At 53.6% G+C, this 24,669-nt stretch carries 23 protein-coding genes and 2 tRNA genes; 22 read left to right on the top strand and 3 right to left on the bottom strand.

All coding sequences use genetic code 11. The features are described 5' to 3' along the window. Nucleotides 1–120: 120 nt before the first annotated feature. Together VFG09_00495 and smc are read right to left on the bottom strand one after the other, a co-directional pair. Nucleotides 121–1,482 carry an FAD-linked oxidase C-terminal domain-containing protein gene (locus VFG09_00495; protein HET6513616.1) on the bottom strand — a complete coding sequence of 454 codons (1,362 nt, stop codon included), beginning with the start codon at nt 1,480–1,482 and terminating at the stop codon, nt 121–123. A gap of 177 nt (nt 1,483–1,659) precedes the next feature. Continuing rightward, a complete protein-coding gene (gene smc / locus VFG09_00490; GenBank protein ID HET6513615.1) occupies nt 1,660–5,175 on the bottom strand; it encodes a chromosome segregation protein SMC in 3,516 nt (1,171 codons plus the stop codon). A gap of 254 nt (nt 5,176–5,429) precedes the next feature. On the opposite strand from smc, the gene dsrA reads away from it, so the two are divergent. The 14 genes from dsrA to VFG09_00420 all read left to right on the top strand — a co-directional run bounded on the left by dsrA (nt 5,430) and on the right by VFG09_00420 (nt 17,531). Continuing rightward, nucleotides 5,430–6,614, top strand: a complete 1,185-nt coding sequence (gene dsrA / locus VFG09_00485; GenBank protein ID HET6513614.1) for a dissimilatory-type sulfite reductase subunit alpha — start codon at nt 5,430–5,432, stop codon at nt 6,612–6,614. Nucleotides 6,615–6,644: 30 nt separating this feature from the next. Then, a complete protein-coding gene (gene dsrB / locus VFG09_00480) occupies nt 6,645–7,715 on the top strand; it encodes a dissimilatory-type sulfite reductase subunit beta (GenBank protein HET6513613.1) in 1,071 nt (356 codons plus the stop codon). Between the two features lie 81 nt (nt 7,716–7,796). Then, nucleotides 7,797–8,012: a hypothetical protein gene (locus VFG09_00475; protein HET6513612.1), complete on the top strand. Its 216-nt coding sequence runs from the start codon at nt 7,797–7,799 to the stop codon at nt 8,010–8,012. A gap of 111 nt (nt 8,013–8,123) precedes the next feature. Continuing rightward, nucleotides 8,124–9,587 (top strand): cobyrinate a,c-diamide synthase, encoded by a 1,464-nt coding sequence (locus VFG09_00470; GenBank protein HET6513611.1) that lies wholly within the window; start codon nt 8,124–8,126, stop codon nt 9,585–9,587. A gap of 34 nt (nt 9,588–9,621) precedes the next feature. After that, a complete protein-coding gene (locus VFG09_00465; GenBank protein HET6513610.1) occupies nt 9,622–10,275 on the top strand; it encodes a hypothetical protein in 654 nt (217 codons plus the stop codon). Nucleotides 10,276–10,330: 55 nt separating this feature from the next. Continuing rightward, entirely contained in the window at nt 10,331–10,690 is a 360-nt protein-coding gene (locus tag VFG09_00460; GenBank protein ID HET6513609.1) for a hypothetical protein, read from the top strand. Nucleotides 10,691–10,859: 169 nt separating this feature from the next. Next, the gene (locus tag VFG09_00455; GenBank protein HET6513608.1) at nt 10,860–11,195 is read left to right on the top strand and encodes a TusE/DsrC/DsvC family sulfur relay protein; all 336 of its coding nucleotides are present in this window, start codon (nt 10,860–10,862) and stop codon (nt 11,193–11,195) included. Nucleotides 11,196–11,390: 195 nt separating this feature from the next. Next, the gene (locus tag VFG09_00450; protein HET6513607.1) at nt 11,391–11,888 is read left to right on the top strand and encodes an RsbRD N-terminal domain-containing protein; all 498 of its coding nucleotides are present in this window, start codon (nt 11,391–11,393) and stop codon (nt 11,886–11,888) included. Between the two features lie 78 nt (nt 11,889–11,966). Next, nucleotides 11,967–12,959, top strand: coding sequence for a sulfate reduction electron transfer complex DsrMKJOP subunit DsrM (gene dsrM / locus VFG09_00445; protein HET6513606.1), 993 nt, complete (start codon nt 11,967–11,969; stop codon nt 12,957–12,959). Between the two features lie 2 nt (nt 12,960–12,961). Then, nucleotides 12,962–14,575 (top strand): (Fe-S)-binding protein, encoded by a 1,614-nt coding sequence (locus tag VFG09_00440; protein HET6513605.1) that lies wholly within the window; start codon nt 12,962–12,964, stop codon nt 14,573–14,575. Further along, complete coding sequence (dsrJ, locus tag VFG09_00435) at nt 14,575–14,991, top strand: sulfate reduction electron transfer complex DsrMKJOP subunit DsrJ (GenBank protein HET6513604.1); 417 nt, start codon at nt 14,575–14,577, stop codon at nt 14,989–14,991. Before VFG09_00440 ends, dsrJ begins: the two co-directional genes overlap by 1 nt. Beyond that, nucleotides 14,988–15,773: a 4Fe-4S dicluster domain-containing protein gene (locus VFG09_00430; protein ID HET6513603.1), complete on the top strand. Its 786-nt coding sequence runs from the start codon at nt 14,988–14,990 to the stop codon at nt 15,771–15,773. The genes dsrJ and VFG09_00430 overlap by 4 nt, the downstream gene beginning before the upstream one ends. Further along, on the top strand, nt 15,766–16,938 hold the full coding sequence (gene nrfD / locus VFG09_00425; GenBank protein ID HET6513602.1) for an NrfD/PsrC family molybdoenzyme membrane anchor subunit: 1,173 nt from the start codon (nt 15,766–15,768) through the stop codon (nt 16,936–16,938). Before VFG09_00430 ends, nrfD begins: the two co-directional genes overlap by 8 nt. A gap of 122 nt (nt 16,939–17,060) precedes the next feature. Beyond that, nucleotides 17,061–17,531, top strand: a complete 471-nt coding sequence (locus VFG09_00420; protein HET6513601.1) for a DUF4149 domain-containing protein — start codon at nt 17,061–17,063, stop codon at nt 17,529–17,531. A 231-nt stretch (nt 17,532–17,762) separates the two neighbouring features. Here the strand turns inward: VFG09_00420 and VFG09_00415 are convergent. Next, nucleotides 17,763–17,848: transfer RNA gene (locus VFG09_00415), tRNA-Leu, on the bottom strand. A gap of 163 nt (nt 17,849–18,011) precedes the next feature. On the opposite strand from VFG09_00415, the gene VFG09_00410 reads away from it, so the two are divergent. The 8 genes from VFG09_00410 to VFG09_00375 form a co-directional block, all read left to right on the top strand. After that, nucleotides 18,012–18,101, top strand: a tRNA-Ser gene (locus VFG09_00410). A 173-nt stretch (nt 18,102–18,274) separates the two neighbouring features. Beyond that, complete coding sequence (locus VFG09_00405; GenBank protein ID HET6513600.1) at nt 18,275–19,072, top strand: SDR family oxidoreductase; 798 nt, start codon at nt 18,275–18,277, stop codon at nt 19,070–19,072. A 21-nt stretch (nt 19,073–19,093) separates the two neighbouring features. Next, complete coding sequence (locus VFG09_00400; protein HET6513599.1) at nt 19,094–19,660, top strand: phosphopantetheine-binding protein; 567 nt, start codon at nt 19,094–19,096, stop codon at nt 19,658–19,660. 25 nt (nt 19,661–19,685) lie between these two features. Then, nucleotides 19,686–21,020 carry a beta-ketoacyl-[acyl-carrier-protein] synthase family protein gene (locus tag VFG09_00395; GenBank protein HET6513598.1) on the top strand — a complete coding sequence of 445 codons (1,335 nt, stop codon included), beginning with the start codon at nt 19,686–19,688 and terminating at the stop codon, nt 21,018–21,020. Then, nucleotides 20,944–22,293, top strand: a complete 1,350-nt coding sequence (locus VFG09_00390; protein HET6513597.1) for a beta-ketoacyl-[acyl-carrier-protein] synthase family protein — start codon at nt 20,944–20,946, stop codon at nt 22,291–22,293. The genes VFG09_00395 and VFG09_00390 overlap by 77 nt, the downstream gene beginning before the upstream one ends. Nucleotides 22,294–22,301: 8 nt before the next feature. Continuing rightward, nucleotides 22,302–22,751 carry a hypothetical protein gene (locus tag VFG09_00385; GenBank protein HET6513596.1) on the top strand — a complete coding sequence of 150 codons (450 nt, stop codon included), beginning with the start codon at nt 22,302–22,304 and terminating at the stop codon, nt 22,749–22,751. Nucleotides 22,752–22,764: 13 nt separating this feature from the next. After that, nucleotides 22,765–24,045, top strand: a complete 1,281-nt coding sequence (locus tag VFG09_00380) for a beta-ketoacyl-[acyl-carrier-protein] synthase family protein (protein ID HET6513595.1) — start codon at nt 22,765–22,767, stop codon at nt 24,043–24,045. 9 nt (nt 24,046–24,054) lie between these two features. Beyond that, nucleotides 24,055–24,669: SDR family NAD(P)-dependent oxidoreductase (locus tag VFG09_00375; GenBank protein ID HET6513594.1), on the top strand; the 615-nt coding region annotated here is incomplete at its 3' end.

Raw genomic sequence — 24,669 nt, 5'->3', positions numbered from 1 at the left:
CTCCATCTCCACGAAGCGCGCAACAAGCCCGGGTACCCTGAGACGCGCAGGGTTGCTTCTCGTTACAAGCAGCCTATGGATCATGGTTGTCTGTAAGGCCTTCGGCGAATCCCCGGTAAACTATTCGTGTGGAAATATCTTTCCGGGATTCAGGATGTTCTTCGGATCGAAGAGGTTCTTTATTCCCTTCATGAGCCTCATCTCCCGTTCCTTTATCTCCATCCCAATATACGGCGCCTTTGTGGTGCCGATTCCGTGCTCTCCCGAAATTGTCCCACCGAGGTCGAGGGTGAGACGGAATATCTCCTTTATCAGGGATTCTGCCTTACGGTACTCTTCCTCTTTGGATCTGTCGATCATGAGATTCACATGGATGTTCCCGTCTCCTGCGTGACCGAAGGTCACGATCTTGATCCCGCTATCTTCTGAAAGCAGCTTCAGGCTCTTCAGTGCCTGAGGGATCCTGTTTCGCGGAACAACGATATCCTCGCTTATCTTCGCGGGGCTCAGGTGGTAAAGGGCAGGCGATACCGAACGTCTGCACTCCCATAACCTCTCCCGTGCATCATCGTCCTCAGCCATGCTTACATCACCCTGCAACTTCATGCAGATATCGGCAATCTTCTCCGCTTCTTTCCTGATTGCCTCAGGATGTCCGTCGATCTCTATGAGGAGGAGGGCAGCAGCATTGTCGGGGATACCGAGAGGGTGAATCTTTTCGACTGCCTTTATGGCTTCCCCGTCCATGAACTCGACGGTCCTCGGAATAATTCTTGCCGCAGTAATGGATGAGACCGCCTTACCCCCTGCCTCGAGATCGTCAAAAAGACAGAGGAGGGTCACAATATCATCAGGCAAGGGGAGGAGCTTGAGCCGTATTTTCGTGGCTACGGCCAGGGTGCCTTCAGACCCGACAAGCAGCCGTGCAAGGTCGTAACCGACCACCCCCTTGTGGGTTCGCACGCCCACCATGATGAGATCGGCGTTGGGAAGCACCGCCTCGATCTCCATGACGTAATCCCTCGTGACACCATACTTCAAGGCCCTGGGCCCACCTGCATTTTCGGCGACGTTTCCTCCGATCGTACAGAAATTCATGCTTGCCGGATCAGGTGGATAGAATAATCCCTGCGCCTCGACCGCTCTTTGGAGCCTGCCGTTTATGATCCCGGGCTCAACAAGGACATTCAGGTTGTCGCTGTCCAGATCGATGATCCTGTTCATCCTCTCCGTGCTCAGGACAGCAGCGCCTTTCAGGGGGACGGAACCGCCCGTCATCCCGGTCCCTGCGCCTCTCGGTACCACAGGGATTCCGTTTTCAGAGGCGCCCTTCATGAGCGCGACTACGTCCTCTGCGGTTTCCGGCCAGAAGACGGCGGAGGGGAGTTCATTCGTGCCGGAGGCGTCAAAGCCGTAGCAGATGAGGTCCTCAGGGGCTGTTGAGGCCCTTATGCCTGGCAATGCGTCGATGAGTCTCTTCATGGGATCCTACGCGCGGCTACAGGGCCTTGTGGCGATGCTGTCCCAAGTATCTTCGTCGATCTCGTCCAGGTATTCCGCAACCGGAAACATCCTGCTGCATGACATGCAGCAAAAGACCACCGACGTTCAGCGAAAAGTGAGTCGCACCTCTCCTTCACAGTCCCGGCACTTCACGGCTTACACGGCATCGGCGAGTTGCATCGAGATAACCTTCGAAACACCCGGCTCCTCCATCGTTATCCCGTAGATGTAGTCAGCAGCCTCCATCGTTATCCTGTTGTGAGTTACCACAATGAACTGTATCCTGTCCGAGAGTTCTCTCAGCATCTTCCCGAACCTGCCGACATTTGCTTCATCAAGGGGCGCGTCAACCTCGTCGAGGATGCAGAGGGGGGCAGGCTTGATGAGAAAACTTGCGAAGAGGAGCGAGAGGGCGGTGAGGGCCTTTTCTCCGCCCGAGAGGAGATTGATGTTCTGAAGCTTCTTCCCCGGAGGCTGAGCGATGATGTCTATGCCGGTATCGAGGATATTGTTTTCGTCCGTCATGACAAGCTCCGCCTTTCCGCCGCCGAAGAGATAGCTGAAGACCTCCGAAAATTTTGCGCTCAGCTGTTCAAAGGCGTCCCTGAGTTTTTTCCTTGTCGTACTGTTGATCTTGGTAATGGCCTCTTCCAACTCGGCTATGGATTTATTGAGATCATCCTGCTGTTGCGTGAGGAACTCGTACCGGGTCTTCAGCTCCTCATACTCCTCGAGGGTTCCGAGGTTTACCAGGCCGAGTTCCAGAATCTTTTCCCGTATTGACGACAGGCGCTCCTCATCTTCGGGGGCCACCGGTTCAACCTCGAGGGAGGCTAGTGCTATGCCGTAATTCAGCCGGATACCTTCCGTCAGGTTTTCGAGCTTTATTCTGTGCTCAGCCATTGAGACATCGATCTCAGCCAGCCGTGCCGTCAGGACATCCAGTCTGCTGCGGAGGGCCTTTGACTCCTGCTCTATATGGGCGAGTTCTTCGGATTCGTTGTGGATGATCTCCCTGTTCTCCGAAATCACTCCCTTGAGGCCGTCAGCCTTCACAACGAGTTCCTTCAATGACTCATTGTTCTTCTCGATCTCCTCCCCGCACCTCGCTATCCTCGAATCGATCTCAGCCCTCTCCTCTACGAGACGTTCCCTGAGCGTCGTGAGATCAGAGAGCATCTTCAGGCCATGCTCGGACTCTTTCTTGATGGATTCGAGCCGCTCCTTGTATGAATTGAGGGACAACCGCAATTCGGTTATCGAGGCTCGTGCGGCCTCATAGCTCTCTTTATTCTTCTGAATGGCATCCTGCATGTCGGCAATGATCCCTTCGACTTCCGCCTTCCTTGCCCCTACCTTTTCGATCTCCTTCTCTTTTTCAGCAGCCATTGCCCTGAGAGATTCTCTTTCCCTGAGAACCTCTTCCTTTTCGATGTGGAGATATGCAAGCTTTCTGCTCGTCTTCTCTCTTTCTCCTCTCTGAGTATCGGCTGTCAGCCTGAGAAGGGAAATCTCTCTCTCCGTATTGATTATTGCCGTTTCGACATCCTTCAGCGATCCCTTCTTGTCCTGAAGAGAGGCTTCGCTCAGGGCAAGGGTGCTGTCGAGTTTTTCGATCTCCCTTTTTTTCTGATCTGTCAGGGCTTCGAGCTCCCGTATCTCACGTTTCCTTCGCAGGACGCCTCTCCCTTCACCGACGATAACAGCCCCTGAAGGTTCGATGATCTCGCCGTCAAGGGTCACGAAGGTGCAGGTATTCCGGGAGCTCAGGAGAGCGAGCCCGGCTGAGAGATCGCGGACAACGAAGACATTATTGAGCATGGCCCTGATAACCGGCGAAAATGCATCCCTGTCAGTCTGGATCCTCACTAGGTCCACTGCCCTTGCAATGACGGCACTGCTTTCAGGATCGGGCGTCTCAGCATCAAAGGTATGGATGACATCCTGCGGAATGAAGGCTGTCCTGCCGACCCCCTTTTGCCTCAGCATCGATGCCGCATGTCGGATATCTTCAAAGGAAGGCACGATAAAGCCCTTCACTTTTTCTCCAAGGGCGTTTTCGATCGCCTTCTCATAGGGCTCATCGACCTCGAGAGCCTCGGCAACTGATGCGAGGATATGGAGGTCTTCGGTTCCTGGTATGATCTCCTTCGAAAATTCCTCATGCATGATCTCCCTGAGCGAACCGAGGCGCGAAGAGAGGGACGCCAGATCCTCGCGGGATCCTGAAATCCTGGTTCTCAGGTCGTCGAGCCTGGTCCGGTATTCGTCGGTATCGGCGATAAGCTTGCCCTTTCTTTCATTGAGAAGAAGCTGGTCATTGTTCTTGCCGACGATAGCATTCTCAGTCTCCCTGATGCTCTCTTCGACGGCGGCAAGCTGATGTCCGGCATCCTCGGCTTCCTTGAGGGCAGCTGCACTCTTTCTTTCGAGATTCTCTATGGATGTGACGATCCTCCCGGTCTCGTTGCTCAGCTGACTGAGGTCTTCGGCTATCCTGAAGACTTCTCTCCGTTTTGCCTCGATGAGCCCCTCTCTTTCTGAAAGCTCAGCCTCCAGATCCCGGACGGCCTCATTTCTCCCGGAGAGTTCCTGCCTGAGCGTCTCAATTTCGACATTGAGGTTCGACTCCACAGAGATCAGTTCGGCTCTCCTCGCCTCTGTTTCACCGATCCTTTTCCCAATATCTTCTTCCTGATGGGTCATTCTCACGAGAGATTCCCTGAGGTGACTGCTCTCTGTTGACGATACGGCAATGGTCCTCTCCACTTCGGCTATCTGCCTTTCGAGACCCTGAAGGGCTGATGTGAGGGACTCGAGATGTTTCTCCTTTTCGAGAAGTGCGATGCGTCTCGTCTCCCTCGTGTTTTCGATAGTGTTGATCTCTGCCCTGAGGAGCGTCTCTTCTTCCTTTGAAGCGGTATGGCTCTCGGTGATGGCCTGCAGAGATTCGCTGAGTAAGGTGAAGTCACGTTTTGCCAGCTTCAGTTCGATCTCCCTCATCTCGGCAGAGAGTTTCTTGAAGCGTTCGGCCTTTTTCACCTGCCTGTCGAGGGAGTTTATCTGACGCTTCACTTCGGCGACGATGTCGTTAATCCTCTGGAGATTGAGCCTCGATGATTCAAGTTTCGTGAGGGCCTCGGCCCTTCTTACCTTATACTTCATGACGCCGGCCACTTCCTCTATGAGGAACCTCCTGTCCTGGGGCTTAGCGTTGAGGATCTCGCTGATCCTTCCCTGTTCGAGGATCGAATAACTCCGTATCTCGAGGCCCGTATCGAGGAAGAGGTCTCTGATATCTTTCAGGCGGCATTGACTCCTGTTCATGAGGTATTCGCTGTCCCCTGACCGGTAAAGCCTTCTCGACACTGAAGTGAGTGAATGGGAATCCCCGTTGCCCTGCTCAGGAGAATCAAAGAGGAGGATAAGGTTCACCTCGGACATGCCCCTCGGTTTCTTCGTTGCAGAGCCGTTGAAGATGACCTCCTCCATCTTCTCACCCCTGAGGCTCTTCGCGCTCTGTTCTCCCAGGACCCAGCGGAAGGAGTCGACAATATTGCTCTTCCCGGAACCGTTCGGTCCCACGATACAGGTTATCCCGGGGTGGAGATTAAAGGTCGTCTTTTCAGCAAAGGACTTGAATCCGATGAGCTCGATCTTTTCTATACGCATAGGTGTCCAGAGATACGAAAAACGATTCGGGTTTAGGGTAGTATAACCTCTCGACAGCGATTCTGACAAGTGACAGAAGAGAGGCTGGGATGACGAGGTTCGGAAGTGTTCTTGACCTGAACATTTTTGATAAGCAATTGTGATTCATTGATTAAATTTATTTATTTGACCGAAATTGGACGCATATATTACCCTTGAATGGCTTTAGTCCCGGTCCAGCGTTTCGGCAGGATAATATAAACAAGGAGGATGTTATGCCAAAGAAGTATGAGACTCCCTTATTGGATGAGCTCGAAAAGGGGCCCTTTCCAAGCTTTGTCACAGAAATCAAGAAGGCCGCTGCAAAGAGTGATATGGCGGCCGACGAGCTTGGACAGCTCGAAAAGTCTTACAGGGATAAACGCGGTTACTGGAAGCATGGTGGCATCGTCGGCGTCCGTGGCTACGGTTCAGGCGTTATCGGAAGGTATTCTTCCCTTCCCGAGGAGTTCCCGAATGTCGCAAACTTCCATACCGTCAGAATCAACTCGACATCCGCGTTTTTCTACACCTCAAAGTTCCTGAAAGAGATGTGTGACATCTGGGACAAGTACGGAAGCGGTCTCACCAACCTCCACGGATCAACAGGGGACCTCATTCTCCTTGGAACTGATACCGACAAACTCGAGCCCATCTTCGCAGAGTTCTCATCCCGCGGCTGGGACCTCGGAGGCTCGGGTTCAGCAATGAGAACGCCGAGCTGCTGCGTAGGACCGGCACGGTGCGAGTGGTCAAACATCAATACCCTCGATATCACCTACAACCTAACCCAGGAATTCCAGGACGAGATGCACAGACCTGCCTTCCCTTACAAATTCAAGTTTAAGACAGCAGGATGCGCCGTGGATTGTATCGCATCGATCGCCCGCGCAGACTGCTCCATCATCGGGACGTGGAAAGGAAAGATAGCAGTCAATCAGGACGAGGTTGCCGCCTATGCAAAGAAAGGCATGAATATATCCGATGAGGTCGTCAACAAGTGCCCGAGCAGATGCATGAGCTATGACGGCAAGGCCCTGAAGATCGAGGATGAAGACTGCATACGCTGCATGCACTGTATCGCAAAGATGACAAAGGCCCTGAAGCCGACCGGAGAAAAGGGTGCAACGATCCTCATCGGCAGCAAGGCCCCCTTCGTTATAGGCGCCACCCTCTCCTGGGTCATCGTTCCCTTCATGAAGATGGAGCCGCCTTATGACGAATTCAAGGACCTCGTACGGAAGATGTGGGAATATTGGGACGAACATGGGAAGAATAGGGAGAGGATCGGAGAACTCATCATCAGGCGCGGAATGAGGGAGTTCCTCGAATATATTGGAATTGAGCCTACCCCTCAGCAGGTGAAAGAGCCGAGGAGAGACCCGTTCTTCTTCTGGACCGAAGAAGATCTGCAGAAATAAATCCGGTTTAACAATATAAGGAGGAAGATTATGTCAGCACCCCAGAGAAAAACAGATATAGGCCCCCCCCATTACAAGGATTTTCTGCCGCCCGTAATCCAGAAGAATTACGGTGACTGGAAGTATCACGAAGTCTTGAGTCCCGGCGTAATGGTCCATGTAGGCAACGGCGGTGACAAGATATGGTCGGTGAGGGTAGCTTCACCGAGGCTCCTCAGCACCGCTACCATCAGGGATATGGCCGATATGGCCGAGAAGTACTGCGGAGGCTATATCAGATTTACGACAAGGAATAACGCCGAGTTTCTTGTTTCCGACGAAAAGAACCTCGTCCCCCTCCAGAACGAGCTCAAGAGCAAGAAGTATATGATGGGAGGCATCGGTTCGAGGATAAGCAACATCGTCCATACCCAGGGATGGATACACTGCCATTCGGCAGCGGCAGACGCTTCAGGAATAGTAAAGGCGCTGATGGACGAGTTCGCCGACTACTTTACGACAAAGGAGACACCGAATAAGGTGAGACTGGCTGTTGCCTGCTGTGTGAATATGTGCGGCGCGGTCCATTGCTCGGACATCGCCGTTGTCGCGATCCACAGAAAGGTCCCTGTGGTGGACCATGACAAGGTCAAGAATGTCTGCGAGATTCCGTCCACGATAGCATCGTGCCCGACAGGCGCGATCAGCCCTGACCCGGCGAAAAAGAGCGTGAAGGTCAATGCCGACAAGTGTATGTATTGCGGCAACTGCTTTACGGTTTGCCCGCCCATGGAGATCCACGACCCTGCATATGACGGCGTTGCGATCGTTGTGGGAGGTAAAGTCGGAAACCTCAGGTCGAACCCGAAGTTTTCAAAGCTCGCGGTCCCCTTCATCAAGAACAATCCTCCGAGATGGCCTGAAGTGACAGCAGCGGTCAAGAAGATCCTTGACGCGTATATTGCCGGCGCAAAGAAGCATGAAAGGGTCGGAGAATGGATAGAGAGGATAGGCTGGGAGAAGTTCTTCAAGCTTACCGGTCTGCCCTTCACCTTCCAGCACATCGATGATTTCGTGATCGCACGGGAGACCTTCAGGACAGCGGCAACCTTCAAGTGGTAAGGTGAGATAGGAAGAGATCGAGAGGGGGTCTTCGGCCCCCTCCCCGTATAAACGGTCATGTAGTGTGAACGAGGGGGCAGAATGGAAAAAGAGGAAGTCAAACAGAGAATCTACGCATTAGTCGAGAAGTCGGTGGGGAAAAAGAAGCTGAAATCTTCCGATATCCAGAAGACCATATCTGCGGAGGCAGGCATTACAAGGGATGAAGTAAAGGACGCTCTAAAAGATCTCGTCGATGATGGCAAACTGATCTACACCTATTTCGGCGGGAGCTTCGTAGAGATTCCTCCGAAATAGCTGTTCAAGAACTTTTCCTTCAAAAAAAGGCAGGTTCACTGAATGAGGTGAGGACTGCCTTTTTTGCTTTTCAGCGCCCTTCCCTCGAGTGAAGATCGGTTATAATAAGCGATGGAGACTTATCCGCGACTCGTCATTGCCGGGCTCAGGGGCGGTTCCGGAAAGACGACCGTTTCCCTCGGTCTCATTGCCGCTCTCAGGTCACAGAAAGGCCTCACCATCGTCCCTTTCAAAAAGGGTCCGGATTATATCGATGCCGGTTGGATGTCCGTTGCGGCAAAGAGACCGTGCTATAACCTCGATCCTTTCCTCATCCCGAAAGAGGATCTCCTCGATTCCTTTCGTTTACATGCCACCGGTGATATCGCGGTCATAGAAGGCAACAGGGGGCTTTACGACGGTATGGACGCAGAAGGCTCTTACAGCACTGCCGAGTTGGCAAAGCTTTTGGACGCCCCCGTTGTTCTCGTTGTCGACGTCACAAAAATGACCAGGACAACGGCTGCCTTAGTATTGGGGTGTATGCACTTCGACAGAGCCGTGAAGATAAGAGGCGTTGTTCTTAATCAGGTATCCGGAGGGAGGCACGAATCGGTAATACGGGCGTCAATAGAGCAATACTGTTCCCTGCCTGTCTTCGGTGCGATACCAAGAATGAAGTCAGGGGATTTCCCTGAGCGTCACATGGGGTTGACGCCATACCAGGAGCACCCTGACACTGTCCAGGCGATCTCCTTTGCTGAAGAAGTCGCCGGGAAGTATCTCGACATGGATGGGATCCTGGAAGCGGCAAGGTCGGTTGAGCCATTGGTGCTCGAAGGAGAAAAGAGAGTACTCGCGCATGGGGAGAAAGGAGGTTCACATCTCAGTCTCGGTGAGGCATCGTGTCATAGCGTCAATGTTCTTCCTCCTGTAAGAATCGGCGTTGTCCGAGACTCGGCGTTCCAGTTTTACTATCCGGAAAATTTCGAGGCCCTTGAGGACTGCGGCGCAGAGCTCGTTGAAACAAGCGCCCTCACAGCGAGCCATCTGCCTGATATCGATGCCCTTTATATCGGAGGGGGGTTCCCCGAGACCCACGCCATAGCCCTTGCTGAGAATACTGAGTTCCGCGACTCCCTCAAGAATGCCGTCAATGAGGGGCTGCCTGTTTATGCAGAGTGCGGCGGCCTCATGTATCTCGGTGACGGTCTGCTCCTCGATAGCAAGGCCTATCCCATGGCAGGCATCTTTCCCCTGGTCTTCTCTCTTGAAAGGAAACCCCAGGCCCACGGATATTCAATAGCCGAAGTCGTCAATGAAAACCCCTTTTATGCCAAAGGTACGGTGCTGAGGGGCCACGAGTTCCATTATTCGAAACCCCTGTACGGCGCTGATGACAGGGCCGGGGTTACCTATGCCTTCAGGATGAAGAGGGGTCATGGGATGCGCGACACTATGGACGGAATCTGTTTCAAGAATGTTTTGGCAACGTATACCCATCTCCATGCGCTCGGCGCAAGGGAGTGGGTTGAAGGGATGATAAGGCAGGCTGCAGCACACCGGAGAGCAAGGAGTGCTAAGCAGAATGCATAGGTCCTTTTAGACAGTCAGATCACTGAGGGAATTTGTGCCCTTACTCAAAGACGAAATTAAAGATGCGCTCAAGAGGAAAGACTTCGAAGGGGTGATAGGGCTTGCCCTGAAGAACAAGAAAGTCCTTAGCATCCTCATATCCCTCGCCTATGACAAGGAAGACGTTCTATGCTGGAGGGCTATTGAGGCGATGGGAAAGGCGGCAGGAGCGGTTGCCGAGGAGGACCCTTCCGCGGTCAGGAATATCGTACAACGCCTCATCTGGTCCGTCAGAGAAGAGTCGGGCAGTATCGGGTGGAGCGCGCCGGAGATGCTCGGGGAGATTGTTCGGAACAGCCCTGCGGCCTTTGCGGATATACCGTCCATCATCCTCTCCTTCCATGAGGAAGAGATGTTCCTGAAAGGCGTATTGTGGGCGATGGGCAGACTTGCCGAAGCCGGCCTTGTCCATCATGTGACAGGAGCTGCTGAACTATCGATGGCGTGCCTTAACCATAACGACCCGCAGGTAAGATGTCTTGCGGCGATCGCTGCTTGCCATATGAAGCTCGGCGGTGCAAAGGATGCAATCTCCCGTATGATCTCGGATACGGAGCGCATTACGATTTATGAGGACCATGAGTTGAGAGCTGAGACGGTTGGAGATATCATGAAGAGCGTATCCGCGGGCTTTCCGTGCGCTCATTGACTTTTTGCGACCGGGGATTTATGATACTCGAACGAAGCGGACGCTCCAGACCGAGATGAAGCCGAGAGTTAGAGAAGACAAAGCCGAACCGGCAAAATGTCCCTTCTGTAGTGAATATCTCAAAGCCCCTGAGAGGATCAAGACGGCCACAGGGGAATCTCTTGGAGGACGGTGCCGTTGCGGTGCCGTCTATTGCCTCGACCCGACGGGGCATAATGTGGGAGAGGCCTATCTTGATGCCCTTACCCTTGCCTATGGGGAAGAACTCGATCTGGCAAGCGAGGATTCCTATGAGGAGGTCGTCTTGAATTATGATGCGAGAGCACACAAGCTCTCTCCCGTAAAAGAGATACGGCGGCTAGACTCTTCGGGTAAGATGGTATTCGTAAGAGTGCGAGACACCATAGATAAATGAGGCAAATTGATCAATAAGTTATTTTAATTTGACCGGCGGAGGAGTCATATATTATGGTTTATACCTAATGCGGTAATGCGCTTGTATGGATACGTCGAAAAATTACTGGGAGGAAAGAGGGATTATCCCTTCCATTTGGAAAAAACGGCTCAGAAAGGAGAATTAGGTTATGCCTACCATGGAATTTCAGGGGAAACAATACGAAGTCGATGATGACGGGTATCTCGTAAACCTCGACGACTGGAACAAGGACCTCGCCGGACACATCGCAAAACTGGAGGAGATCGAAATGACCGAGGCTCACTGGGAGGTCGTCAACTTCCTCCGGGACTATTATGCGAAGTATCAGATCGCTCCCATGATCAAGATCCTTGTCAAAGAGATCGGCAAGGTTATGGGTCCTGAGAAAGGGAACACGAAATATCTTTATGAACTCTATCCGGGCGGACCTGCAAAGCAGGCTTGTAAGATTGCCGGACTCCCGAAACCGACAGGTTGCGTATAGACGAAGAATCGGGAAAAAACTTTTGAGTTGCAGCAATTCTCTATGGATATGAAGGGGATTGCTTGATCTCTTCCGCTCCTCGCAATGACATCCGGAATGTCCCTCGGTCATTGCGAGTGAAGCGGATTGTGTTATGCCATATGCCCTTCGGGAATCGTTGCAAGTCCTTCATTTCGCTCTATGAGAGAAGGAGTAATGAATGTGAGTCTTGAGAAGTTCCTGTCGGAAAGACGATCAGCCATCGTAGCGAAATGGTTCGAAAAGACCATCGAGGTCTTTCCTCAGGATACCTCTCCTTTTCTGAGAAACCGGGAGAGCAGGTTCAGGAACCCCCTCGGGCACACGCTCTCGAAGGGCATAGAGGGTCTCTTCGATGAGCTCCTCTCGGGCGGGGGCGATCATGAAAAGCTCTCATCCATCCTCGACACGATCATCAGGATCAATGCAGTTCAGGAAATTCCCCCATCCCAGGCCGTAGCCTTCATCTTCAGCCTCAAGAACGTGATCAGGGAAGACCTCAAGAAGGAGATCAGGGAAGAGAGGCTTTATGACGAATTATCGGCATTCGAGTCAGGAATCGACGCCATGGCCCTCCTGTCCTTTGATCTTTACATGAAATGCAGGGAGAAGATCTATGATCTCAGGGTAAAGGAACTGAAGCAATGGGGCTTGAGACCTGTAGAGAGCAGATGAGACTTGCGTGGCTGCGCAAGAACCTGTCCGGCAGGACGGAGTTTTTAGTGACAACGTAACCCAGGAAAGAGGTAACCAATGAAAATACTGCTTCCCTTCTTTTCGGTACTCGTGCTTGTTTTGCTCGTCTTTGTCGGGGTCCAAGGGGCGAACCTGCATTTTCTCTTCGGTGTCATCATCCCCTATGCAGCCTTTGCCATCTTCACGGTCGGTATTATCTACCGTGTCTTAAAATGGGCGAGTGCGCCGGTGCCCTTCTGCATCCCCACTACCTGTGGACAGCAGAAATCCTTCCCCTGGATCAAACAGGATAAACTCGAAAACCCATCCACCACCCCGGGTGTTATCGGCAGAATGGCCCTCGAAGTCCTTGTTTTCCGTTCCCTCTTCAGGAACCTCAAGACCGAATTAAGGGACGGCCCGCAGCTTTCCTATGGATCAGAGAAGTGGCTCTGGCTTGCGGGACTCGCTTTTCACTGGTCATTTCTTCTTATCCTCATCAGACACCTGAGGTTTTTTGTTCAGCAGGTGCCTTTCCCTATCCGGCTGGTAGAGGCGCTTGACTCCTTTTTCCAGATAGGGGCGCCTCTGTTTTATATGACAGACGCAATCATCCTCCTGGCCGTAACATACCTCTTAATCAGGAGAGTATATCTTCCCCAGATACGGTACATCTCCCTTCCCGCGGATTATTTCCCCCTCTTCCTGATTCTCGGCATCGCACTATCAGGTGTTCTCATGAGATATTTCTTCAAAGTCAATGTCGCGGGTGTGAAGGAGTTGACGATGGGACTCATCAGCCTTAACCCGGCAATACCGCGGGGGATCGGAGCCATCTTTTATGTCCATCTCTTTCTCATCAGTATCCTTTTCGCCTACTTCCCCTTCAGCAAACTGGTGCACATGGCAGGGGTCTTTCTCAGCCCCACGAGGAACATGCCGAACAACAGCAGGATGGTGAGGCACATCAACCCATGGAACTACCCTGTCAAGGTCCATACTTACGAAGAATACGAGAATGATTTCAGGGATAAAATGAAGGCCGCTGGAATTCCAGTAGAAAAGGAGTAGCTATGGCGAAATTTACTGCAAAACCGAATGACCTGGCGAACATAAATTACACCCCGCCCAAGACCGAATGGATAGATACTCCTGTCGGAATCAGGGAGCACATGTTCTGTCATGGAGCAAAGCCGAAGGAGCTTGAGACCGTGGGCTTTCCCAATGCGAGGGAATGGAGGCCGAGCGAAGAAGACTGGAAGCTTCCCGAAAACTGGGAGAAGACCGTCCTCGAAGGAATGAAGAACCTTCTCGGAAAGTACCGTTCCTTCCAGGTCTTTATGGATATCTGCGTAAGATGCGGAGCGTGCGCTGACAAGTGCCACTTCTTTATCGGATCCGGTGACCCGAAGAATATGCCTGTGCTCAGGGCCGAGCTCCTCAGGTCGGTATACAGGGGGAACTTCACCGTTGCAGGAAAGATCCTGAGGAAGATCGCAGGCGCGAGGGAACTCGCCCCTGAAGTGATCAAGGAATGGTGGTATTACTTCTATCAATGCACCGAATGCCGGCGCTGCTCGGTCTTCTGTCCTTATGGCATAGACCAGGCCGAGATCACGATGATGGGCAGGGAGCTGCTCAATCTCCTCGGACTACAACTTGGCTGGATAGGCGGGCCGGTGGCGAACTGTTACATGAAGGGAAACCACCTCGGCCTTGAGCCCCATACCATCACCTCAAGTATCGACTTCTTCCTCGATGATATCGAGACGATCACCGGGATCAGGATAACCCCCACCTTTAACAGGAAGGGCGCCGAGATCCTCTTCGTAACGCCTTCGGGCGACCTCTTCGCCAACCCCGGGACCTATACGGCGATGGGATATCTCATGCTCTTCCATGAACTCGGGCTCGACTACACCTGGAGCACCTATGCCTCTGAGGGCGGAAACTTCGGGTTCTTCACGACGAATGAAATGGCGAAACGGCTGAACTCAAAGATCTATGCCGAAGCCAAGAGACTGGGAGTGAAGTGGATCCTCGGAGGCGAATGTGGCCATATGTGGAGGGTCATCAATCAATATATGGATACCTGGAACGGTCCGGCTGATTTCCTCGAGATTCCGAAATCGCCCATCACAGGGACGGTCTTTGAGAATGCACGCTCGACGAAAATGGTCCATATCGCTGAGTTCACTGCGGATCTGATCAAGAACGGCAAACTCAAACTCGATCCGAGCCGCAATGACCACCTCAAGGCGACGTACCATGACTCTTGCAACACAGCACGGGGAATGGGGTTCTTTGAGGAGCCCCGGTACGTGCTCAAGAGCGTCTGCAACCATTTCTATGAGATGCCCGAGGATACGATCAGGGAAAAGACCTTCTGCTGCGGCAGCGGCACCGGTCTCAACGCCTCTGAGAATATGGAGCTGAGGATGAGGGGAGGGTTCCCCAGGGCCAATGCCGTCACCTTTGTCAAGGAGCGGCATGGGGTGAATATGCTCGCCAATATCTGCGCCATCGACCGCGCCACCCTTTCGACCTTGATGGACTACTGGGTGCCTGGCGTGGCAGTGGCAGGTCTTCACGAGCTGGTCGGTAACGCCCTTGTGATGAAGGGAGAGACGGAGAGGACACAGGACCTTCGCCTCGAACCGCTTCCGGGAAAGGAGGGGAAGGAGTAATGAAGATATACAATGGCGGCAAGATCTTTATCGGGCTGCTCATCTTCGCGGCGTTTATGACGTTCCCATTTTTCTACAATATGGGAAGGGCCAATCCAAGACCCGAGCCGAAGACCGATACGCCGGCCATCCTCCAATGGGAAAAGGAATACGGGAAGAAGGAATGCGTGGAGCCGAAGGCATTCATGAGGGCCGAGCATATGAAGCTCTTGAATAACTGGAGAGACTTTGCCGTGCGCGACGGCCAGAGGCTCTATGTGAATTCTGAAGGGAAGAAGTTTACGATCAGTCTTCAGAACACCTGCATGCATTGCCACTCGAACAAGAAAGAGTTCTGCGACTCATGCCACACCTATATGGCTGTGAAGCCTTATTGCTGGGACTGCCATATCGCACCTAAGGAGAAGACGTCATGAACAGGAGAGAATTCTTAAAGATAGCGGGAATGTCGACGGTCCTCGGGCTTGGAGGCGCAGCGCTCAGGCTCCATTCAAACGAAGTCGAGGCCTCCCATGTGCTTGTCGATGAGAAGGCCCTCACGGCGAAGAGATGGGCCATGGTCATTGACATGAGGAAGCTCAAGACAGAAGAAGACTACCGGAGAGTCACGAGTGCTTGCCATCGCATCCATAATGTCCCTGATTTCGGGAACCCAAAGGATGAGGTCAAGTGGATATGGACCGACACCTTCGAGCACACCTTTCCGAGTCAGGAGAGTGAGTATATTGAAGAGGAACTCAAGCACAAACCCTTCCTCCTGCTCTGCAATCATTGTGATAATCCGCCCTGCGTGAGGGTCTGCCCCACAAAGGCCACATTCAAGAGAAAAGACGGAATTGTGATGATGGACCAGCATCGCTGCATCGGGTGCAGGTTCTGCATGGCTGCCTGTCCCTTCGGCGCACGGAGCTTCAATTACCGGGACCCGAGGCCCTTTATCAAGGAGCAGAATCCTGAGTATCCTACGAGGACGATCGGCGTTGTCGAAAAGTGCACCTTCTGCTTCGAGAGGCTTGTCAAGGGGCTGAGACCTGCCTGCGTCGAGGAGTCGAACGGCGCACTGATCTTCGGCGATCTCGACGACCCGAACTCGGAGGTCAGGAAGGTCCTCAGCGCGCACTTTACGATTCGGCGCAAACCTGAACTCGGGACTCAGCCGAGTGTCTACTACATCATAGGAGGGAATGAGAATGCTTGAAAAGGCGCTCGTCGGAAGCCGAAGATACTGGACATGGATGCTCTTCCTGCTCGCCATTATCGGAGCGGGTTTCATTGCCTATATCTATCAGTTTAAGAATGGTCTGGGAGTGACAGGCCTGAGCAGGGATGTGTCATGGGGCCTTTACATAGGACAGTTCACCTTTCTTGTCGGCGTAGCCGCATCCGCGGTGATGCTTGTCATCCCCTATTATCTCCACGACTTCAAGAAATTCGGGAAGATCGTCATCCTCGGAGAATTTCTGGCTGTCTCTGCAGTGACCATGTGCGTCCTCTTTATCTTTGTTGATATGGGCCAGCCAATCCGCATCTATAACGTCGTGCTCCATCCCACTCCCAATTCAGTGATGTTCTGGGATGCCCTTGTGCTCATCGGGTATCTGACGCTGAACCTCATCATCGGCTGGACCACCCTCGGCGCGGACCGCAAGGCGGTGGCGCCGCCTGCATGGGTGAAACCCCTCATCTATCTTTCTATCCCCTGGGCGATCAGTATTCACACCGTCACAGCCTTTCTTTACGCTGGACTTCCGGGAAGACATTTCTGGCTTTCAGCCATCATGGCTGCCCGTTTCCTCTCTTCTGCCTTTGCCGGTGGTCCTGCTCTTCTCATTATCCTTGCCCTCATCGTGAGAAGGCTCACGAAATTCGATCCCGGCAGGGAGCAGATCCAGGCCCTCTCGAAGATCGTTACCTATGCAATGGTCGCAAACGTCTTCTTCCTCGGCCTCGAATTCTTTACGGCCTTCTATAGCAGCATCCCGGGGCACATGAATTCCTTCAAGTATCTCTATGTAGGACTTGAAGGCCATGCCAAACTCGTTCCCCTCATGTGGGTATCAAACATCCTTGCTGTCGTATCTCTCGTCATCCTCATCAACCCCATCACCCGCAGGGATGAGAACAAACTGGCGGTGGCATGTGCATCTCTTTTTATCGCTCTCTGGATCGATAAGGGTTTCGGCCTTGTTGTTGGCGGATTCATTCCCAACCCCTTCGAGAAGATAACAGAATACTGGCCAACCGTACCTGAAACGATGATTGCCCTCGGTATCTGGTCGATCGGGTTTCTCGTTCTTACCGCCCTTTACAAGATAGCGATCTCGGTGCGGGAAGATACGGAAGGAATAGAAATAGAACACTGAGAAGTCAGGGATTTCTCCAGAAGAGGCTCGTTCCCCCGGAATGAGCCTCTTCTGTCTTGAGAGACTGCAGGGAGGCTCTTTCGCATTGTGTTCTAACCCATATTACAGGCCAAGGAGGTCCTATGAACACCCTATGGAATTTCCTCTATAATCTTGTCCTCAGCCTCTGGATAGGCGGAATGTCCATCTTCACCTTTATCATTACCCCGGCCATATTCAGGTCCTTCGGGCGGGATATGGCCGGGGAGATTGTAGGCAAGCTCTTCCCCGGCTACTTTCTTGAGAATATTATTTTTTCCGTGGCTGCCTTGGTCTTTTTTCTCCTTACGGGATTCCCCCCTTCAGCGGCGGGCCATAGGCTATCGCTCTTTCTCATTGTCGTAGCAATCCTTATCAACCTTTTCGTCTCCTTCAGATTGCACCCAGAAATCAAGAAGGTGAAGGAAGAGATCCATTCCTTCGAGGCCCGTCCTCCCGACGCGCCTGCCAGAGTACAGTTTAGCCGCCTCCATGCCGTGAGCGCGGTGCTGAATCTCATAGTCCTTGCAGACGGTTTAGTGCTGCTGCTGATTGTGACGAGCGTGAGGAGATAAAAATCCAACCCCAGATTGGGACAATCACAGAGGGACATTTATCTGGCCCATCTATCTGCCTGAATGCCCTTATCGCTCGATTTGGGAATACCGTAACTGCACTGCATGTGAATTTCAGTTCGGCCCCGAATTCTCCGATGCCAATGTTGCATCTCTGCTGTTGAAGGCGTTTTGAAGTGAATTTTGTAAACCAAAATAGGAAGGATATCTATTTAATATTATTTATAATTTTGGTGCCGAAGGCGGGACTCGAACCCGCATGGGTTGCCCCACACGCCCCTCAAACGTGCGTGTCTACCAGGTTCCACCACTTCGGCATACAGGGATGATACTACAAAAAAGCCCTCTATTTCAACTCGACCTTCTCCATAGGAGCATCGAGGATTTTGTCGATGAGACTACCCTCCTCGATGCCAAGCCTTGTTCGGCGATGATTTCTCTTTCTTTTCGCTCCTCTGGTATAATAGCGGCGTGGCAGAAGGAGGGGTGGCCGAGCGGTTGAAGGCGACGGTCTTGAAAATCGTTGTAGGGGTGACTCTACCGTGAGTTCGAATCTCACCCCCTCCGCCACCTGACGTGCTGCTTCTCTCGAAGAGCACCCCTGAAAGGCGGAGATTCGACTTCGCGACGTCTGTCGAGAACAGAAATCCCGGCGCCTTCTGCCATGACAGAAGAGTTTAAACGGTGTCTTTCAATCATGGGCCTCCTCATATCCGGAGGTTCATTTCAGGTTTGCCATAGGTATGGAGATGCATGATTTCAGAGGCACGATCGCTTTAGTAACGGGAAGCTCCCGCGGTATCGGGCACGCTTTGGCCCTCGCCTTTGCACGTTCCGGCGCCGATGTGGTCATCAACTACAGGAAGTCGGGAGGGAAGTCCGAGGAGCAGGGTGCGATGCTGTCGAAGCAGATAGAAGAGATGGGGCGACGTGCATACCTCATCCAGGCCGACATAGCGGTGAAGGCGTCGGTGAATCACCTGTTCAGCGAGATCAGGGAGCGGTGCGGCCGCCTGGATTTTCTTGTACTCAACGCTGCAAAGGCGCCCTTTAAGCCCTTGGAACAGCTCTTTGAACGGGAGCTTCGTCAACTCGTGGAGACAAATTTTCTAGGGAACATCTTCTGCGTTCAGGAGGCCCTTCCCCTTTTCGAGAAGAGAGGAGGGGGGAAAATCGTTTTCATATCGAGCCTCGGAAGCCGCTTTTACAACACTTCCTATCCTCTGGGAACGATGAAGGCTGCAATGGAGGCGGCTGTGAGGGACCTCGCCGAGAGCCTGAGCGACAGGAAGATATCGGTCAATGGGGTCTGCGGCGGAATCGTCAAGACAGACTCCTTCAAGATACTGAGGCGGCTCTGGGACGAGGTTGCACAGATACCTGATGAACTTTTTGTTGAGCCCGATGAGATAGCTGATGCTGCGCTCTTTCTCTGCGGCCCGGCAAGCAGAGGGCTATGTGGCCAGACGATTGTTGTTGACCGGGGGCTCAGCAACAGGCTCCACAGACCGGTAACGGTAAGACAGAGAGAAAATCAGTAGCACAAAGCGGAGGACTCTTGTATGAAAGAGAAGTTCATTTCGGAAGAAACGGTTCTTGAAGAGGTAAAGAAAGGGGTCGCTGAGACCCTCAACAGGGATAAGGCCTCAATCGGGCCTGAGGACTCACTCATGAAGGACCTGGGAGCAGAGTCCCTGGACTTTCTCGACATAACGTACCGTTTGGAGCAGACCTTCGGGATCAAGATGGCTCGCCATTTTGTCCTCGAACATGTGGAAGAGATGTTCGGTGAGGGCTCGGCAATCGATGAGAACGGCCAATTGACGGACAAGGCCGTTGAACTCCTGAAGATCAGGGCGGGAGGAGACCTTCCTGCTGAAATCCATGCGGGAATGGATATGGACGAGGTGCCTACCCTCGTTACGGTGAAGACCATGACCATGGGAGTCATGGATATCCTCGACAGCCTTCCCGGAGCATGCGCGGCCTGCGGCAACTCAGCCTGGAAGACGGAAAACGGTGTCCGCATCGTCTGCGGCTCCTGCGGCGCAAACGCAACCTTTGACAACGGCGACGATCTCATGAAGGCCTGGCTTAGCAAGGTTCAGGAAGAGAAAAAGCTCTTCTGAGCGGGGTATTGTTCACAGGCGTGTCATGCTGACATCATCTTCCAGACGGAGGGTCGTCATTACCGGATATGGTATGGTGACGCCTCTGGGAAAGAATACCGAGGATACCTTTGAGAAGGCCTCTCAAGGGAAATCGGGAATTGATTATCTGTCGAGGTTCGATACCTCGGGCCTTCCCTGCAGGATAGGCGGAGAGGTTAATGACCAATGGCTTGAGAAGGAGGAGGACGAGAAGTCTCTCAGGCTTCTTGCCTTCTCTTCCCGTGGCCTCAGGCTGATGGCAAAAGCGACCCGCGAGGCTGCGGGTCAGGCAGGTCTGGACCATGTCGTGAAGAGGGAGAGAATCGGCTGTGTTCTCGGTTTTCACGGAGACAATCCTTCGGTCGAAGACCTTGTCTTGCTCCACAGGTATTATGACGGAAAAGGATGGGATAGTCGCGGACTCCTCTCCCTTGAAGGATACTCACATCTAAACTTTCTCCGGAGAAAACCTGACGTTGGCGGTGCGATCCTGTCGAGACTTTTTCGGTGTGCGGGACCGGCGCTCTCTATCGCATCGGCCTGTGCTGCAGGTTCTCAGGCCATCGGTGAGTCCTTCCGGATCATTCGTGACGGCAGGGCCGATGTGATGATTGCAGGAGGATGTGATTCCCAATTGAATTTCGTCGGCTTTGTCGGCTTCGTCCTTATCAAGGCCCTGGCTGAGAAATACAGTACCCCCCAGAAGGCGTCACGACCCTTTGACAGGAAGCGGAGCGGCTTTGTCATGTCGGAGGGAGCCGGAGCGGTTATCCTGGAGGATCTTGAGCACGCTAGATCGCGGGGGATTCCCATACTCGGCGAAGTGCTCGGATATGGGGTCTCAGCCGACGCCTATCGCATCACTGACACCCATCCCAAGGGGCTCGGCGCCGTGCTGGCGATGAGGGGTGCTATAGAGGACGCTTCGCTCTCTTCTGCGGACATTGACTACATCAATGCCCACGGGACTTCCACGGCGCAAAACGATCCTACCGAGACGACCGCGATAAAGGAGGTCTTCGGAGAACGGGCGCGGGAGATTCCTGTGAGCAGCAACAAGTCCATGCTCGGCCACACCATAGGTGCTGCCGGGGCGATCGAGGCCATACTGACGCTTGTGGGCATGAATCGTTCGATCATCCTTCCGACGATTAACTACGAGTTTCCCGATCCGAAATGTGACCTCGATTATGTACCGAACGAGGCGCGAAGAAAGAAGCACGGCAGGGCACTGTCCAATTCTTTCGGGTTTGGAGGGCAGAATGCCTGTCTCTGTATCGGCAGGTATGATGACCGAGACGACGGACCTTCTCTTTGCCTGGACAGCCATGCCCCATGACCGCGTCGTGATCACAGGGGCAGGCATCGTCTGTTCCCTCGGCAACAGTCTGCCGTCTGTATGGGATGCGATCATTTCCGGAAGCTCGGGAATCAGGCCCGTGGACGGTTTTGATGCCCGTGGCTTTGATTGCTCCGTCGCCGCTCAGGTACGGGATCTCCAGCAGTCCCTGGGAGTCGATCCCAGGGAGACGCGGATCATGAAGACCCATTCCTCCATGCTTATGAAGGCAACACGTGATGCCTTTTTCGCGTCCGGTCTTGACGGGGCTCAGATCCCGAGGGAATCGATCGCTTTTTTTGCTGGCATGGGGATGGTTGATTACAGCGTAGACGATCTCCTTCCCGCTGTCATGAAGTCCCTCGATGGCCGGGGAACCATCGACTATGCCGCCTTTTATGCCGAGGGGTATAGGGAGATCCATCCCCTTTGGCCGCTCTCGATGCTCAATAACATCAGTTTCTGTCAGGTGGCTATAGACCTTGACATTCAGGGAGAGAACACGGTCCTTTCCCCCCATGCAGACTCGGGCGCCCAGGCTGTTTCAGAGGCGATGAAGTCCGTTGAGGACGGGAAATGCATCGCTGCCCTCGCGGCCGGTGTGAGTGAGACAATAACGCCCTTCAGTCTTGCGCGCGGCCACCTCTCAGGCATTCTCAACAGGAGCGCCGGATCCGCGGAGGATTGCGTGAAGCCTTTTGATGCGAATCGGAAAGGAACGGTCCTCGGTGAGGGATGCGGAGTCGTGGTGATCGAGAAGGCTTCGACCGCGGAGAAGAGGGGCATCATCCCCCTCGCCGTGATAACGGGCTATGGAAGCGCCTGTGAGGCTGAGGCGCATCTCCCCGGGCCCACGGTAAAGGCCCTTGGAGCCTCGATGAAGAAGGCCCTCAGCCGTGCGGAGATCGGTCCCTCCGACATCGACCTCATCATTTCCCATGGCGAGGGGACACCGAAGGGCGACGGGAACGAGATCGAGGCAATCCATGAGGTCTTCTCTCAATCTCCTGAGCGTGTTCATGTCTTCTCTTCAAAGGCCGCGGTCGGGCATCTCCTCGCGGCCGCTCCTCTCGTTGATCTTGTCCTGGGCATATCGATCCTCGGGTACGGCATCATACCGATGACGCTCAATACCCGTAATCCCGATCCCGCGATACGGTTTAGCCTTGTCACCGGCGAGCCCCGGAGATGCGATATAAGGAGGATTCTCATCAACTGCCAGAGTACCGAGGGTCAGGCTGCATCGCTTGTCATCGAAAGTACCAGCAGGTAGATAGCATTATGCGATTCCTCATGTATGATTCGGTGATTCAGATCGAGAAAGGGGCATCCATAACAGGGGTGAAGACCTTTTCCCTTACCGAGGAATTCCTGAGAGGGCATTATCAGAAGAAGGCCATCGTACCCGCAGTGCTCCTGATCGAGGCCATGGCCCAACTCCTCGGCTGGCTCATCATCTATTCCTATGATTTCAAGCTCTCCACGTTCCTGGCCCTTGCCGAGGAAGCCGTCGTGGCACCAGACCTGAGGCCCGGATTCAGCGCAGAGATCCATGCCGAGCTCATCTCGACGTCGAAGAGGGACTCCCTGGGAAGGGTTAGCATGTCTGTCGGCGGGAGAGAGATAGCCCATGTCAACCGCATCATTTATGGCCATCTCTCCGGGGTCAATCCCGAAGACCTGCGGAGACTCTTCGGATATTACAGCGGCCTGAGCGAAGCGGAACGATGAACGGTGCAGCGAGATGAAGAAACGGCGAGTCGTCATTACAGGCCTAGGACTGGCAACGTGCCTCGGCCTCTCTGTGGAAGAGAACTGGCAGAGCGTCCTGAAGGGCGAGTCGGGCATACGGAAGCTTGACTGCCCTTTTTCCGACAGCTCACCCATCCAGGCTGCCGGTGCGATGCGTGAAGAGGACATGGAGGCCATCGTCAGGGAATTCAGGGAAGAAGGGAAGACGGAAGGAGAGAAGAAGACGCTCATCGCCCTCTGGGCTGCGCAGCAGGCTTTGAGGGACGCTGCCCTTCCTATGGAGTATGGCGACCGAGAACGATACGCTGTCGCCCTTGCATCGGGAATAGGGATTAACCGTTTAGAGGATATCGCCCGGTGGATCAACAAGGACCGTACCTTCGATATGATCCGCTTCGGCAAAGAGTTTTCAGAGGTGCACAGGGAGTCAATTATGAGGAACCTTTCTCACAGGCCTTCGTCGCTCATCGCCAAGAAGTTCGGGCTCCTGGGAATGAATGCCACGGTGACTGCAGCCTGTGCTTCTGCCACTCAGGCCATAGGCATAGGGTACCGGGCGATTCAGCGGGGAGAGGCCGATGTGATGGCAGTGGGCGGCTCCGACACGATGACCAATCCTGTGGGCCTCATCTTCTTTGTGCTCCTGAATGCTGCATCAACCTCTCACGAAGAGCCCCGAACCCTCTGCAGGCCCTTTGACAGGAGGCGGTCGGGACTGGTCATGGCGGACGGGGCAGCGGTTGCGGTCCTTGAGGAGGAATCACACGCCCTTCAGAGAGGGGCGCGGATCTATGCTGAAGTCGCAGGATACGGGGCCTCCCTCGATGCATACCAGCTCACCCGGCCCCATCCTGAAGGACGGGGAGCCGTGCAGTCAATGCGGGCCTCCCTTGATGACGCGGGCCTCGGTACGGATGAGATCGACTACATCAATGCCCATGGAACAAGCACAAAACTGAACGACGTGGTCGAAACCCTGGCCGTCAAGGAGGTCTTTGGAGAGAAGCGCGCGTACCGGATTCCGATCAGTTCAAGCAAGTCCATGATAGGCCACACCCTGGCAGCCTCGGGCGCCCCTGAATTCGTCTTTACCGTGCTCAGTGTGCAGCGAGACGCGATCCATCCCACAATAAACCTCTCTCAGCCCGATCCCAAGTGCGATCTCGATTACGTTCCCGGCGTCATGAGGACACAGACCGTCAAGGCCGCCATATCCAACTCCTTTGGGTTCGGCGGTCAGAATGCATCGGTCGTGGTGAAAAAATACCGGTGAGGAGCGGTGATGAAGATAGACTTGAGTAATAAGGTAGCCCTCGTTACCGGAGGGTCCCGGGGAATAGGAAGGGAGACGAGCGTCTGCCTCGCAGAGGCAGGAGCGCGTGTCATCATTAATTACAACAGGTCTCACGGAGAGGCCGAAAAAGTGAAGGATCAGGTTATGCGCTCAGGGGGAGATGCCGAAATATTCCAGGCTGACATCGGTCTTCCGGAAGAGATCGAGAGGTTGTTTGCATGGATCAGGAAAGACTACGGCAGGCTGGACATACTCGTGAACAATGCAGGCATGATAAAGGACAACCTCCTCTTAAGCATGACGCTGACCGAATGGGACAAGGTCGTCAATCTCAACCTGAGAGGGGCATTTCTCTGCACCCGGCATGCTGCAGAGATGATGCTCTCCACCCACTCAGGGAAGGTCATCAATATTGCCTCCATCAGCGCAATCAAGGGAGGGAGGGGGCAGACAACCTCCGCGGCTGCAAAGGGGGGGCTCATCGCATTCACCCGTGCCTGTGCTGTAGAGCTCTCCGGAAAGGGGATACAGGTGAATGCCATTCTGCCGGGCATGATTACGACCGATATGACGACGAGAGTGAGAAAGAGGGCAGGAGAGATG

The organism is Thermodesulfovibrionales bacterium, from assembly GCA_035686305.1.
GTDB lineage: Bacteria > Nitrospirota > Thermodesulfovibrionia > Thermodesulfovibrionales > UBA9159 > DASRZP01.
Note: the sequence above shows the minus strand (reverse complement) of the source record. Positions and strands in the feature narration are given on the sequence as shown.